Consider the following 13,607-nt stretch of genomic DNA (forward strand, 5'->3'; position numbering starts at 1 on the left):
ACCGAGATCAACACCCTGAACCAGGAAGGCGTAGAAAACCTGCAGGCGACGTTGCGCGCGTGTTCGGATCTGGAGCAGCAGGCTTCGCGGTTGAAGCAATTGGTAGGCAGCTTCAAAATCTGAGGCGCACCTACCGGCCTCTTCGCGAGCAGGCTCGCTCCCACAGTGTCTTGTGTTGCAACACAAATTGTGTAAACACCAAAGATCCCTGTGGGAGCGAGCCTGCTCGCGAAGACGGCCCTTCAAACAACACAAAAAACCGACTGACACCCCACCGCGCAATCCCGACCGAACATCTATTCTGGATAACGGTCAACCAAGGGAGAACAACACAGCGGAGGGTTGCTCACCGTGCATATCGCCGACATCACCATGTTCTACGCCCCGGCCAGCGGCGGCGTACGCACTTATCTGGACGCCAAACACCGTCGCCTCGGCGACCGAAACGGAATTCGCCATAGCTTGCTGGTCCCCGGCGCGCGCCTGGGTGAACACGACGGCATCTACACGGTTCCCGCCCCCGCGCTGCCTTTCGGCAAAGGCTATCGCTTTCCCCTGCGCCTGGCGCCGTGGCGCAACGTGCTGCAGGATTTGCAGCCGGACCTGATCGAAGTCGGCGATCCCTATCTGACGGCCTGGGCGGCACTGGACGCCCGGCGTCAGCTGGACGTGCCGGTAATCGGTTTTTACCACTCCGACCTGCCGTTACTGGTCGGCAACCGCATGGGGCATTGGGTTACGCCGAATGTCGAGGCCTACGTGACCCGGCTCTACGGCAACTTCGACCGGGTCCTCGCGCCCAGCCAGGTCATGGCCGACAAGCTCACCGGGCTCGGGGTGCGCAATGTCTATGTACAGCCACTGGGTGTCGACCTGCAGACCTTTAACCCGGATGCCCGCGATCCGGGCCTGCGCGCCGAACTGGGCATTGCCGAGGACACCCGTCTGCTGATTTTTGCCGGGCGCGGTTCCAAGGAGAAAAACCTCCCGGTGTTGCTCAAGTGCATGCAACGCCTCGGTCCGCGTTATCACTTGCTGCTGGTCGGCTCGTCGATGCCGGCCGTGGTGCCGGACAATGTCAGCGTGATCGATGAGTTCCGCCCGGCGCCCCAGGTCGCGCGATTGATTGCCAGCGCCGACGCATTGCTGCATGCCGGCGATCAGGAAACCTTCGGACTGGTCATCCTCGAAGCCATGGCCTGCGGGATTCCCGTGGTGGCAGTGGCGGCCGGGGCGTTCGAAGAGATCGTCAACGATGCCTGCGGCCTGCTGTGTGCGCCGAACAACCCGCAATCGATGGCCAATGCCGTGCGCGAGCTGTTCAGTCGCGGCAGTGCAACACTCGGCAAACAAGCGCGCCGGCATGTCGAACGGCATTACGCCTGGGACACCGTGGTCGACAGCCTGCTCAGCCATTATCACGCCGTGCTCGGCCACACACTGCCGCGGGTGGCCAATGCTTGAATCGACGACCCGCCCTGCGGTGCTGCTGGTTTTGCACGATGTCGCCCCGTCGACCTGGGCCGATTACCGGCCTTTCGTCGAGGCCGTCGACGCCTTGGATAACGTGCCGATGACTTGGCTGGTGGTGCCGGACTTCCATCGCCGCGATGCCCTCGCCGGTCACCCGCAGTTTCGGCGATTGCTCGACGAGCGCGTCGCCCGTGGTGACGAACTGGCCTTGCACGGCTACTACCATGACGACGGCGAGCCCGCGCCGACCACCCCGCGCGACTGGTTCATGCGCCGGGTCTATACCCACGAAGGCGAGTTTTACCGGTTGTCACAAGAGGCCGCCCGCGCCCGCCTGCAAGCCGGCATTGAGCTATTCCAGCGCTACGACTGGCCGCTGCACGGTTTCGTCGCCCCGGCCTGGCTGATGAGCGACGGCACCCGCCAGGCCCTGCGCGAAACGCCGCTGCGCTATACCAGCGATCCCCGCCACCTCTACCGTTTGCCGGATTTCACCGCAATCACCGCCCCCGGCCTGGTCTGGAGTGCGCGCAGTGCCTGGCGGCGCGGCGTGTCGAAAATCGTCAGCGACCAGCGTGAACAGCGCTGGCGTCAGGCACCGGTGATTCGCCTGGGCCTGCATCCGGTCGATATGCGTCACCATTTTTCCCGCGACTACTGGCTACGCACGCTGCAACGCCTGCTGGCGGAGGGACGCGTGCCGATGACCAAGATCGACTGGCTCACGCAACGACAGCGCAATCAATCGGAACGTGCCGCATGAAACGCAGCCTGTTATTGCTGCTCGGCCTGCTGGCGGCGGTGCTGATTCCGGTGGTGCTCGGCGGCGGCGAAACCTGGGCGCGCCTGCAACGGTTTCCGCTGAGCTGGCTGTTGATCATGTTTGGCATGATCCTGCTGTGCTGGGTTATCAACACCTTGCGCTTGCGCTTGTTGCTCGGCGATCAGCGTGAGCAAGTACCGCCGCTCAAAAGTCTCGGCGTGGTCATGGCCGCCGAGTTTGCCTACTGCGCCACACCCGGCGGCAGCGGCGGGCCGTTGACGATCATGGCCCTGCTGGCTCGTTGCGGCGTACGTCCGGCACGGGGCAGCGCGGTGTTCGCGATGGATCAGCTCAGCGACTTGCTGTTCTTCCTTTGCGCCCTCAGCGGGATTTTGATTTATGCGTTGTTCCAGCACCTGAGCGATCGCCTGGAGTGGCTGCTGATGGTCAGCGCCGTTTCGCTGTTCGGCGGATTGTTCAGTTGCGTATTGATTGCACGCTACCACCGCGCATTGATTCGCCTGAGCGGACGCGTATTGGCGCAACTGAATGTTGCGGCCCGCACCCGACGCCGCTGGGCACGCAAGCTGCTGCACTTTCTCGCAGCGTTCACCGATACGTTGAAGTTGCCCTGGCAGACACTGGTCAAGGTCTTCGCTCTGACCTGTGTACATTGGCTGCTGCGTTACAGCGTGCTGTACCTGGCCTTGCGCGGGCTGGGCGCGGAGTTGCAATGGGCCTGGAGCTTTCTGGTGCAGATGCTTTCGCTGGGCGCGGGCCAGTTCAGCCTGTTGCCGGGCGGCGCGGGCGCGGCGGAACTGACATCGGCTGCGCTGCTCGCGCCGATGGTGGGTAAATCCACCGCAGCGGCGGCCATCCTGATCTGGCGGGTGGTGACCTATTACTTTTATCTGCTGGTCGGTGGGCCTGTGTTCGTGTTGATGCTGGGCAAGCCGCTGCTGAAGAAGTTGCTGAAAGTCAGGCAGGCTTCTTAGGTTCGTCCGGCTCTTGCTGAAGCTGCTCCCACAACTCGGCGGCGCCGGGAAACTCGGTGCCGTCCTCGGGGCTCATGTCGTCCGGATCGTAGCGACTGAGGCAACCTTCGCCAAGGGTGGCGGGTGCTTTCGACGTGGCTTTGTCGCGTGGATCGCTCATGGGTTTTTCTCGCGCAGAAATAACAAAGGGCCTGAGCGATTCAACGCCCAGGCCCTTCTTATTTCAAGCACATCGTGTCCGATCAGAACACCACGGTCTTGTTGCCGTGTACCAGCACGCGGTCTTCGAGGTGATAACGCAGGCCGCGGGCCAGCACCATCTTCTCGACGTCACGACCGAAACGCACCATGTCTTCGATGCTGTCGCTGTGGCTGACCCGGACCACGTCCTGCTCGATGATCGGGCCGGCGTCCAGCTCTTCGGTGACGTAGTGGCAGGTCGCGCCAATCAGTTTCACGCCGCGCAGGGACGCCTGGTGATAAGGCTTGGCGCCAACGAACGAAGGCAGGAAGCTGTGGTGGATGTTGATAACCTTGTGCGCGTATTCACGGCACAGTTCTGGCGGCAGGATCTGCATGTAGCGCGCCAGTACCACCACTTCGGCGTCGTGCTGTTTGACCAGACGCGACACCTCGGCAAAGGCCGGCTGCTTGTCCTGCGGATTGACCGGCACGTGGTAATAAGGAATGCCATGCCATTCGACCATGCTGCGCAGGTCGTCGTGGTTGGAGATCACGCAGGAGATCTCGCAGTCCAGTTCATCGCTGTGCCAGCGGTGCAACAGGTCGGCCAGGCAGTGCGATTCGCGGCTGGCCATCAACACCACACGCTTTTTCTGCTCGGTGTCGGTGATGCGCCAGTCCATCGAGAACTCTTCAGCGATCGGCGCGAACTTCTCGCGCAAGACTTCGATACCGAACGGCAACGAATCGGCACGAATTTCGTGACGCATGAAAAACCAGCCGACCTGATTATCCGAGTGGTGGCTCGCTTCGGTGATCCAGCCATTGTGGGCTGCCAGAAAATTACTGACTTTGGCAACGATGCCAACGCGGTCCGGGCAAGATATCACCAGCCGAAAAGTGCGCATGAGGGGGGAACTCCAGAACTTCGCAAAGGCCGCCATTCTAGCGACTGCGCAGGAAAACTGCAGTATCGATGACCGCGGGATGAGCAGCGCTGGGGCTAAGCGACTTTTTGACGCCCTTCATCGTCAAGCCAATGGCGCATGAGGCAGCGACTGATCGCATAACTGTGAATAGGCTGATGACTGGATCACATTATTTAACTGAATAATCAATTCAGCGCTAATTCTCGTAACTAAATTAAATAAAACCTTCGGACAAATGTTTACTTGATGAAACAGCCTGACTATTATTGCGGCACTGTATCCCTGCCGTTCAGCATTCTACAAAAGGTAGTAATCATGTCCTTGATCAACGAATACCGTGCCACCGAAGAAGCCATCAAAGAGCTGCAAGCCCGTTTGAAGAACCTGTCGCAAGACGACAAACTGCAAGCCGAGCTGGAATTCGAAGGCAAACTGCGCACCCTGATGGGCGAATACTCCAAGTCTCTGCGTGACATCATCGCGCTGCTGGACCCGGAAGCAAAAACCAAAAACGTTCGTGGCGGCGCAGTAAAAACTACCGGCACCAAGCGCGCGCGCAAAGTTAAACAATACAAAAACCCGCACAACGGCGAAGTCATCGAAACCAAAGGTGGCAACCACAAGACTCTGAAAGAGTGGAAAGCCAAGTGGGGCGGTGATGTGGTTGAAGGCTGGGCTACCCTGCTGGGCTAAGCCGCAACGTCTGCGCAGCCCCGTCTGCGCTAAAAGGAACGCCAGCATTCGCTGGCGTTTTTTTATGCCTGGCGATCGCCCGGACCTCTGTTCGATTTCAAAGATTCAAACGTTTGCGTAATGCCTGGACATAATTCTGCCATTCATTGAGCACCTCTCTCTGCATCGGTGTCGCACTAAGCGCCCATTGCTCGGCGGCCTCGATAAATGCTGCCAAGGTATTTGGCGCGCCCGCTTGCGGGTCCGACAAACGTTGCCGACAGAATATTTCCCAACGTTCTTGCTCTGCCGAACTCAACGTCTGCGCAAAGTTACGCGCTCGATATCGAAAGAGTAATTCGGGCAAACGTTCATCATCGAAAGGCCACTGCTCTTGCGCTAATTGCGCCGGATCCGCCATTCGCACTTGCTCACATAGACGCCGGTCGCGATCACCGATAAATCCGTCGTACAACTGTTGCTCAGGGTCTTCGCTCGGGATGAAATCTTCACTGGCATAAATGGCTGCAACTTTATCCCTCCAGACTTGTTGTGCGTCAGTTAGCCGCACCGCCCGTTCCTGATAAAGCGCCATGTCCAGCTCCAGGCGTTGCTGATCTTGCGCGCGCAATACCGACAACGGAGCGACGACCGGACAGCGGTTGATATGAATCAGCTTGAGCGGCACCGGCAATTCGCCGTCGGCCAATGCCTCGCGACGGGTATACAAGCGTTGACGCAAGGTTTGCGCATCCTCGTCCAGCAGACCCTGCGGGTCCAGGTGCAGGTCGCAGACGATCAGGGCATTGCGGTTCTTCGGGTGCCAGGCGAGCGGCAGCACCACGCCGACGTAACTGCGTGCGGCCGAGAAGCGCCCGGAAATATGCACCATCGGTTGCAACAGGCGAATCTGGTCCATGACCTTTTGTTTGCTGCGCAACTGGAACAGCCAGTCATACAGTCGCGGTTGTTTCTCGCGGATCAGCCGTGCCAGCGCGATCGTTGCGCGCACGTCCGACAACGCCTCGTGGGCATGCCCGTGGTCGATATGATTGGCGGTGGTCAGACGTTCGAGTTTGAGCGTCACGCGGCCTTCGTCATCTGTTGGCCAGACCAGTCCATCGGGGCGCAATGCATAGGCCGCGCGCACGACATCGATCAGGTCCCAGCGACTGTTGCCGCCCTGCCACTCGCGGGCGTAGGGGTCGAAGAAATTTCGATAGAGGCTGTAGCGGGTCATCTCGTCGTCGAAACGCAAGGTGTTGTAACCCGCGCCACAGGTGCCCGGCGCTGAGAGTTGCGCATGCACGCGAGTCATGAAATCGGCTTCGCTCAAACCGTGCTCCGCGAGCTGGCCAGGGGTGATCCCGGTGATGGCGCACGCGGCAGGGTGCGGCAGGATGTCCTCGCTGGGCTGGCAATAGAGATTGACCGGCGCGTCGATTTCGTTGAGCGCGTGGTCGGTGCGAATGCCAGCCACTTGCAACGGACGATCATTACGAGGATTGATGCCAGTGGTTTCGTAGTCGTACCAGAAGATGGAAGTCACGGGCGGGTCCTGAACTGAAGATCGGCGAAGTCTAGGCTTTACAGGGATGCAAGGGCCAGTCTTGCAGCCTTCGAACAGCAATTTCTCCAGATTCCTACAGGTAAATACATTTCCCTTGTGGGAGCGAGCCTGCTCGCGAAAGCTTTCTGTCAGTTGCAAATGGGCTTACTGACCCACCGCATTCGCGAGCAGGCTCGCTCCCACAAAGGACATCTAACTGACGGCGTTACATCCTGTGCAATACATAGTGATGTCGTTTCCCCCCGAGAGGCTGCTAGCATCGGGCTCACTTGCATCCCGAACAGGCGAACATCAGGAAGCTCATGCTCGAACCCACAGCACCGCCAAGGACAGCACCGCTGGATACGCGCCATCAGGTCGAAACGCCGGAGGGTATCGATCTGCCGTTGCGGCCGGCCGGGCTGATGGTGCGCAGCATTGCCTTTGCGATCGATCTGGGTATTCGCGCAGTGATCGCCGGGGTGTTGTTTATCGTCCTGGCGTTTCTCGGCAAGCTGGGCATGGGCCTCGGTTCGCTGCTGCTGTTCGCCATCAGTTGGTGGTACATGGTGCTGTTCGAAGTGCTGCGTCAGGGCCGCTCGCCGGGCAAACAATGGATGGGCCTGCGGGTGGTGCACGATGACGGCACGCCGGTCGGCTGGTCGGCCTCGTTGTTGCGTAACCTGCTGCGGTTCGTCGACCTGCTGCCGTTCGGCTATTTCCTCGGCGCGATCAGTTGCCTGCAACACCCGACCTTCAAACGCCTGGGCGACCTGGCCGCCGGCACCCTGGTGGTCTACAGCGAACGCCCGCTGGCCCGCCCTCCATTGCCTGACGCCGAACCGCGACGCTCTCCGGTGTCCCTCACGCTCGCCGAACAACGCGCCCTGCTCGGTTTCGCCGAACGTCAGACCGAACTGTCACCGGCGCGAGTCAGCGAACTGGCGGCCTTACTGGCCCAGCCCCTGCATATTTCCGCGCCCAAAGCCGTGGCCGAACTCAACGGCATCGCTCGCGGTTTGTTGGGGCCGACATGAAGCAAAGCCTGTTCGAAACCCGCCACAAGGCTGAATGGGAGCGCTTCGCCCTGGCGCTCGAACGCCTTGAACGCGGCAAGGACACCGCCCAGGTGACCGGTTTCCCCAAGGCTTATCGGCACGTGTGCCAGCACCTGGCCCTGGCTCAGGAACGCGGCTACAGCAGTTTTCTGATCGACTCGCTGCAACAACAAGTACTGCGCGGCCACCAACAGCTTTACCGCCACCGCAGCCATCTGGGCGCTAATCTGCTGGGGTTCATCCTCGCCGACTTCCCGCGACGCGTGCGTCAGGAGTGGCGCTTGATACTAGTCGCGAGCCTGCTGTTCTTTGGCAGCCTGGGCGGTTTCGCTGTGCTGGTTTATCTGTTTCCCGAACTGATCTACAACCTGATCCCGGCCGAGCAGGTGCGCGAAATGCAAGGCATGTACGATCCCGTCGCCGGTCACCTCGGACGCTCGGCCGAGCGCGCCGCGAGTGAGAATTGGGTGATGTTCGGCTACTACGTGATGCACAACATCGGCATTGCCTTCCAGACCTTCGCCAGCGGTTTGTTGATGGGCGTGGGCAGTGGCTTTTATCTGCTCTACAACGGCATGATCATCGGCGCCGTGGCCGGGCACCTCAGCGAGATCGGTTTCGGCCAGACCTTCTGGTCGTTCGTGATCGGTCACGGAGCGTTTGAATTGCCGGCCATTGCGCTGGCGGGGGCGGCCGGTCTGAAGCTGGGCTGGGCGCTGATTGCTCCGGGACGCCTGCCCCGCGGCGAGGCACTGCGGCTGGCCGCGCGTGCCAGCGTCGGGCTGGTGTGCGGGGCCATGCTGTTTCTGTTGATCGCCGCGTTTGTCGAGGCCTATTGGTCGTCGAAAACCAGTGTCACACCGCTGACCAAATATGCGGTCGGCGGCGCGCTCTGGCTGGCCGTGGCGGTTTACTTGTCGTTCGCCGGAAGGACCCGTCATGCGCCTGAGTGACGCCAGCGTAGTGATCCGCCCGCGCACGACCTGGGAAGCCATGGACCTGGGTGTGCTGATGAGCCAGCAGCATCGCCGTCTGCTGATGACCAGTTGGGCGATCCTCACCCTGCCGCTGTTTGCCCTGCTCAGTCTGTTGCTGTGGGATTCGCCGTCGCTGGCGGTGTTTATTTTCTGGTGGCTGAAGCCGGCCTATGAGCGCCTGCCGCTGTACATCCTCTCCAAAGCGCTGTTTGGCGAAACGCCGACACTCAAGCAAGCCTTGCGCGAATGGCCACGTTTGCTCCGGCCGCAACTGTTGGCCAGCCTGACATGGCGGCGCCTGAGTCTGAGTCGCAGCTTTGTGCTGCCGGTGCAGCAACTCGAAGGCCTCGGCGGCGAAGACAGACAGCAACGGGTACAGGTGCTGCTGCAACGCAACGGCGGCGCCGCGCAATGGCTGACGATCATCGGCATGCACCTGGAAACCGCGCTGTGGATCGGCCTGATGCTGCTGTTCTACATGCTGTTGCCCCAGCAGATCGAAACCGACTGGGACTGGCAGTCGCTGCTGTTCGCGGTCGATCGGGACTGGCATTGGCTGGAACACCTGACCAATGCTTTTTATGCACTGATCCTGGTGCTGTGGGGGCCGATCTATGTCGCCTGTGGTTTCAGCCTCTACCTGAACCGTCGCACGCAACTGGAAGCCTGGGACATCGAACTGGTCTTCCGGCGTTTGCGCCAACGCCTGAATAACGGCGTACTCGGTTTGTTGCTGGCGGCCTGTCTGTTGTTGCCAAACGTGCAGCCGGCGTGGGCCGCCGAGCCGGACAGCGCCGCTGACGCGCCGAACGCGCCGCGCCTGTTGAATCAGCCGCTGAGCAGTCAGGCCTCGCGTGACAGCATCGAGTCGTTGCTGCAACAACCGCCGTTCAAGAACGAGGAAACCGTCACCCGCTACCGCTTTGGCGGCGACCCGGCGAGCCCGGCCAGGGATGCCCAAGCGGGAGACGCACCGCAGTGGCTCAAGACCCTGCTGGACTGGCTCGACGGCCAACACCTCAACGCCTTCGCCAAGGTCATCGAAGTGCTGCTGTGGGCCACGCTGCTTGCCGGGCTGGGCTGGCTGATCTGGCGCTACCGCGACTTTCTCCAGGCCTTCGTCAGCCGCCGCCCGAATCTGCCGAAGCGCAGCCAACCATCGGCGCCGCCACAGGTGTTCGGCCTGGATCTGGGCCGCGAAACCCTGCCCGCCGACATCGCCGCCAGCGCCGAACGGTTGTGGCTGAGCGAGCCGCGTGCCGCGCTGGGTCTGCTCTACCGCGGGCTGCTGAGCCATTTGCTGCATGACTTCGATCTGACGCTCAAACCCGCCGACACCGAGCAGCAGATACTAAAGCGCATCGAACACTTGCAGCGACCGGACCTGCTCGCCTACAGCAAAAGCCTGACCGGCCACTGGCAGAACATGGCCTACGGGCACCGAATTCCGCCTGCGCACCTGCAAGCGGAGTTGTGCAACGGCTGGCGTGCATTGTTCGCCAAAGGTCGTGCGCATTGAACCGGCGCACCGCGTGGTGGCTGGGCGCGCTGGCCGTTTTGCTGGTCGGCGGCTTGAGCCTGCTGCTGTACCTCAAGGCCCGGCCGTATCAGCAAGTCATCGATCACGGTCCCTCGCCCGCCGCACAAGCCAACCCTTATCTGGCGGCCGAACTGTTCCTGCGCGGACGCGGCCTCGCGGTCAACCACGCCGAGACGCTGGCGGTCTTGCCGCAGACCGATCCCCACGGCCACACCTTGCTGTTATTTGGCGAGCGTGCGCGGATGACGCCGCGTGAGGTCGATCAGGTGCTCAACTGGACCCGCGCCGGCGGGCGTCTGGTGTTTGTTGCCGAGTCACTGTGGGATGCGCGCAGCCAACAAAGCCACGACCTGTTGCTCGATCGGGTGCAAGTGCAGCAGTCACTGAGCAAGGACCTCAAGGCCCCAGCAGAGGATCTGCAAAAAGATCGCTACCCGGCGCTGACCAAGCTGTATCTGGAAGACGAAGACGCGCCGGCCTACGCCGGTTTCGACACGGATTTTCATCTCGACGATCCGCACAATCTTGCTCAGGCGTGGGCCAACAGCGCCAAGGCCACGCACATGATGCAACTGGCGTACGGCCTCGGCACCATCACCGTGGTCACCGATGCCGAGCTGTGGAAAAACCCGCACATCGGCAAATACGACAACGCCTGGCTACTGTGGTATCTGAGCGCCGACACCGACGTCACGCTGATTTTCAGTACGACGCACGATGGCTTGTGGACGTTGCTCTGGCGCTATTTTGCGCAGGCGATGGTCGCGCTGCTCGCCTTGCTCGGCCTGTGGTTGTGGCAGGCCAGCGTGCGTCACGGCCCCGTGCAAATGCCTGCGCCTGCGGGTCGACGGCAGTTGCAAGAACACCTGCGCGCCAGCGCCGACTTCCTGCTGCGCCACAATGGCCAGCGCGCGCTGTTGCAGGCCTTGCAACAGGACGTGCTGCGTCGCGCCAGACGCCGCCACCCGGGTTTCGATCAGTTGAACGTTGCCGAACAATGGCTGGCGCTATCGCGCCTCACGCGCCAGCCCACCCGCGCTATCAGTCAGGCCCTGAGCCCGGTCCGGAACCTGCGTCTGTCCAGCGCCGAGTTCTGCCGTCAGGTGGCCCACCTGCAAACCTTGAGGAACACGCTATGAGTGAACACATCGAGCCCGGCAGCGCCAGTCATGCGGCCCAGCAACGTCAGCGCGCCAGTCAACTGGCGCAGGCAGTGCGCAGCGAGTTGCACAAAGCGCTGATCGGCCAGAGCGCCGTGATCGACGACGTGTTGACGGCGCTGATCGCTGGCGGCCATGTGCTGCTCGAAGGTGTGCCGGGACTGGGCAAGACCCTGCTGGTGCGGGCCTTGGCGCGCTGCTTCGGCGGCGAGTTCGCGCGGATTCAATTCACTCCGGATCTGATGCCCAGCGACGTCACCGGTCACGCCGTTTACGACCTGCAGACCGAGCAGTTCAAGCTGCGCAAGGGCCCGGTGTTCACCCACCTGTTGCTGGCCGACGAGATCAACCGCGCCCCGGCGAAAACCCAGGCAGCGCTGCTCGAAGCAATGCAGGAGCGTCAGGTCACCCTCGAAGGCAGGGCGTTACCGATCGCGCAACCGTTCATGGTGCTCGCCACGCAAAACCCGATTGAACAGGAAGGCACCTATCCCCTGCCGGAAGCCGAGCTTGACCGTTTCATGCTCAAGGTGCGCATGGACTACCCCGACGCGGATCAGGAGTTGAACATGGTGCGCCAGGTCTGTCGTTCGACCCGCGCCGACATGCTCGATGTGCAACCCCTGCGCACGGTGTTGCAGGCCAAGGACGTGCAAGCCTTGCAGCGCATCGCCAGTGACTTGCCGCTGGATGATCAGGTACTCGATTACGCCGTACGACTGGCACGCAGCACGCGCACCTGGCCGGGACTGACGCTCGGCGCCGGACCACGGGCCTCGATTGCGCTGGTGCGGTGTGCCCGCGCCCGGGCGTTGCTGCGCGGTGGCGAATTCGTGATTCCGGATGACGTCAAGGGCTGTGCATTGGCGGTACTGCGCCACCGCGTGCGCCTCGCGCCGGAACTCGATATCGAAGGCCTGCAGATCGATCAAGTGCTCGCGCAAATGCTCGACCAAGTGCCGGCGCCGCGCCTGTGAAACCCTCGCGCCTGCTGCTGATCTGGCTCGCCTTGCTGCTGGTCATCAGCCTCGTGCTCGGCACGTTGCAGGCCCTGGGTGCCGATATCCCGCCCAGCCTGGTTTCAATCAATTGGGGCTTGCTGCTGGCCCTGCTGGCATTGGCGCTGCTCGACGCGCTGCGGCTCAAACGGCGGCCCTCGCCCCGCGTCAAACGGCAGTTGCCCGGCAGCCTCGCGCTGGGTCGCTGGGGCGAGGTGCAGCTGCAGGTTGAACACGACTTCGCCGCGTCACTGCACCTGCAGCTTTTCGACCATGTCCCGGACGGCCTGAGTTTCGAAAACCTGCCGTTGAACGTCGAGTTGAAGGCCGGGCAATCCAGCCGGATCAGCTACCGCGTGCGCCCGCTCAAGCGCGGCCACTTCTGCTTCGAGCGCTGTGAAGTGAACTTGCCGAGCCCGCTGGGTCTGTGGTCGGGCAAGCGCCTGCTCAGCGTAATCGACCAGACTCGCGTGTACCCTGATTTCGCCCGACTTTACGGCGGTGAGCTGCTGGCCGTGGACAACTGGCTGAGCCAGCTGGGCGTACGCCAGCGGCAACGCCGTGGACTGGGTGTTGAATTCCATCAATTGCGCGAGTTTCGCGAAGGCGACAGCCTGCGCCAGATCGACTGGAAAGCCACCGCCCGCCAGCGCACGCCGATCGCCCGTGAGTACGAGGACGAGCGCGACCAACAGATTATCTTCATGCTCGACTGCGGCCGCCGTATGCGCAGCCAGGACGATGAGCTGTCGCACTTCGATCACGCGCTCAATGCCTGTCTGCTGCTCGGTTATGTGGCGCTGCGCCAGGGCGATGCGGTGGGCCTGAGTACCTTTGCCAGCGATCCACCGCGCCATGTCGCACCGGTCAAGGGCAGAGGGCAGCTCAATGTCTTGCTCAACAGGATTTACGATCTCGACAGCAGCCAGCGCGCCGCCGACTATCAGGCGGCGGCCAACCAGTTGCTGACTCGTCAGACACGCCGTGCACTCGTGGTGTTGATCACCAACCTGCGCGAGGAAGACGATGACGGACTGCTGAACGCGGTGAAGCGCCTGAGTACCCGACATCGTGTGCTGGTCGCGAGTCTGCGCGAAGCAGCACTCGATACGCTACGCCATGCACCGGTGCAAACCCTGCCCGAAGCGCTGGCCTACTGTGGCACCGCAAGCTATTTGAATGAGCGCGCAGAACTCCATGAGCGGTTGAGCGCTCATGGAGTTCAGGTGGTGGATGTACGGCCCGCCGAGCTGGGCGCCGAACTGGTAACGCAATACCTCGGCTGGAAAAGGAGCGCTGCCATTTGAGGG

The 13,607-nt window shown here is 61.9% G+C and carries 14 protein-coding genes; 11 read left to right on the forward strand and 3 right to left on the reverse strand.

Annotated features, from left to right (window positions below; translation table 11 throughout):
* The 4 genes from HU755_RS27475 to HU755_RS14460 form a co-directional block, all read left to right on the forward strand.
* Positions 1-123, forward strand: a 123-nt coding sequence (locus HU755_RS27475; protein WP_238350001.1) for a hypothetical protein, incomplete at its 5' end; no start/stop codon positions are given.
* A gap of 249 nt (positions 124-372) precedes the next feature.
* Positions 373-1,464, forward strand: coding sequence for a glycosyltransferase family 1 protein (locus tag HU755_RS14450; protein ID WP_186633979.1), 1,092 nt, complete (start codon positions 373-375; stop codon positions 1,462-1,464).
* On the forward strand, positions 1,457-2,236 hold the full coding sequence (locus HU755_RS14455; RefSeq protein WP_186633701.1) for a DUF2334 domain-containing protein: 780 nt from the start codon (positions 1,457-1,459) through the stop codon (positions 2,234-2,236). Before HU755_RS14450 ends, HU755_RS14455 begins: the two co-directional genes overlap by 8 nt.
* A complete protein-coding gene (locus HU755_RS14460; RefSeq protein ID WP_186633704.1) occupies positions 2,233-3,231 on the forward strand; it encodes a lysylphosphatidylglycerol synthase transmembrane domain-containing protein in 999 nt (332 codons plus the stop codon). The genes HU755_RS14455 and HU755_RS14460 overlap by 4 nt, the downstream gene beginning before the upstream one ends.
* Here the strand turns inward: HU755_RS14460 and HU755_RS14465 are convergent.
* Positions 3,215-3,391, reverse strand: a complete 177-nt coding sequence (locus HU755_RS14465; RefSeq protein WP_186550514.1) for a hypothetical protein — start codon at positions 3,389-3,391, stop codon at positions 3,215-3,217. The genes HU755_RS14460 and HU755_RS14465 overlap by 17 nt on opposite strands.
* Before the next feature lie 82 nt (positions 3,392-3,473).
* Positions 3,474-4,322: a formyltetrahydrofolate deformylase gene (gene purU, locus HU755_RS14470; RefSeq protein ID WP_186550512.1), complete on the reverse strand. Its 849-nt coding sequence runs from the start codon at positions 4,320-4,322 to the stop codon at positions 3,474-3,476.
* Positions 4,323-4,658: 336 nt separating this feature from the next.
* Between purU and mvaT the strand changes: the two genes are divergently transcribed.
* Positions 4,659-5,036, forward strand: coding sequence for a histone-like nucleoid-structuring protein MvaT (mvaT, locus tag HU755_RS14475; protein WP_186550510.1), 378 nt, complete (start codon positions 4,659-4,661; stop codon positions 5,034-5,036).
* A 97-nt stretch (positions 5,037-5,133) separates the two neighbouring features.
* On the opposite strand, the gene sbcB is transcribed toward mvaT, so the two are convergent.
* Positions 5,134-6,564, reverse strand: a complete 1,431-nt coding sequence (gene sbcB / locus HU755_RS14480; protein WP_186633707.1) for an exodeoxyribonuclease I — start codon at positions 6,562-6,564, stop codon at positions 5,134-5,136.
* A gap of 323 nt (positions 6,565-6,887) precedes the next feature.
* On the opposite strand from sbcB, the gene HU755_RS14485 reads away from it, so the two are divergent.
* The 6 genes from HU755_RS14485 to HU755_RS14510 are packed head-to-tail and all read left to right on the forward strand — an operon-like array spanning position 6,888 to position 13,604.
* A complete protein-coding gene (locus HU755_RS14485) occupies positions 6,888-7,601 on the forward strand; it encodes an RDD family protein (RefSeq protein WP_186633711.1) in 714 nt (237 codons plus the stop codon).
* Positions 7,598-8,575, forward strand: a complete 978-nt coding sequence (locus tag HU755_RS14490; RefSeq protein ID WP_186633714.1) for a stage II sporulation protein M — start codon at positions 7,598-7,600, stop codon at positions 8,573-8,575. The genes HU755_RS14485 and HU755_RS14490 overlap by 4 nt, the downstream gene beginning before the upstream one ends.
* Positions 8,562-10,118: a DUF4129 domain-containing protein gene (locus tag HU755_RS14495; RefSeq protein WP_186633717.1), complete on the forward strand. Its 1,557-nt coding sequence runs from the start codon at positions 8,562-8,564 to the stop codon at positions 10,116-10,118. Before HU755_RS14490 ends, HU755_RS14495 begins: the two co-directional genes overlap by 14 nt.
* A complete protein-coding gene (locus tag HU755_RS14500; protein WP_186633720.1) occupies positions 10,115-11,278 on the forward strand; it encodes a DUF4350 domain-containing protein in 1,164 nt (387 codons plus the stop codon). Before HU755_RS14495 ends, HU755_RS14500 begins: the two co-directional genes overlap by 4 nt.
* Complete coding sequence (locus HU755_RS14505; protein ID WP_186633723.1) at positions 11,275-12,276, forward strand: MoxR family ATPase; 1,002 nt, start codon at positions 11,275-11,277, stop codon at positions 12,274-12,276. Before HU755_RS14500 ends, HU755_RS14505 begins: the two co-directional genes overlap by 4 nt.
* Positions 12,273-13,604 (forward strand): DUF58 domain-containing protein, encoded by a 1,332-nt coding sequence (locus tag HU755_RS14510; protein ID WP_186633726.1) that lies wholly within the window; start codon positions 12,273-12,275, stop codon positions 13,602-13,604. Before HU755_RS14505 ends, HU755_RS14510 begins: the two co-directional genes overlap by 4 nt.
* The last annotated feature ends 3 nt before the right edge of the window (positions 13,605-13,607 follow it).

The organism is Pseudomonas sp. SWRI111 (assembly GCF_014268555.1).
Lineage (GTDB): Bacteria > Pseudomonadota > Gammaproteobacteria > Pseudomonadales > Pseudomonadaceae > Aquipseudomonas > Aquipseudomonas hamedanensis.

What these genes read in the sequence shown, in the direction of transcription:
- HU755_RS14450 (WP_186633979.1), top strand. Translation starts at nt 373, where the DNA reads ATGTTCTACGCCCCGGCCAGCGGCGGCGTACGCACTTATCTGGACGCC.
- HU755_RS14455 (WP_186633701.1), top strand. Translation starts at nt 1,457, where the DNA reads ATGCTTGAATCGACGACCCGCCCTGCGGTGCTGCTGGTTTTGCACGAT.
- HU755_RS14460 (WP_186633704.1), top strand. Translation starts at nt 2,233, where the DNA reads ATGAAACGCAGCCTGTTATTGCTGCTCGGCCTGCTGGCGGCGGTGCTG.
- HU755_RS14465 (WP_186550514.1), bottom strand. Translation starts at nt 3,391, where the DNA reads ATGAGCGATCCACGCGACAAAGCCACGTCGAAAGCACCCGCCACCCTT.
- purU (WP_186550512.1), bottom strand. Translation starts at nt 4,322, where the DNA reads ATGCGCACTTTTCGGCTGGTGATATCTTGCCCGGACCGCGTTGGCATC.
- mvaT (WP_186550510.1), top strand. Translation starts at nt 4,659, where the DNA reads ATGTCCTTGATCAACGAATACCGTGCCACCGAAGAAGCCATCAAAGAG.
- HU755_RS14485 (WP_186633711.1), top strand. Translation starts at nt 6,888, where the DNA reads ATGCTCGAACCCACAGCACCGCCAAGGACAGCACCGCTGGATACGCGC.
- HU755_RS14490 (WP_186633714.1), top strand. Translation starts at nt 7,598, where the DNA reads ATGAAGCAAAGCCTGTTCGAAACCCGCCACAAGGCTGAATGGGAGCGC.
- HU755_RS14495 (WP_186633717.1), top strand. Translation starts at nt 8,562, where the DNA reads ATGCGCCTGAGTGACGCCAGCGTAGTGATCCGCCCGCGCACGACCTGG.
- HU755_RS14505 (WP_186633723.1), top strand. Translation starts at nt 11,275, where the DNA reads ATGAGTGAACACATCGAGCCCGGCAGCGCCAGTCATGCGGCCCAGCAA.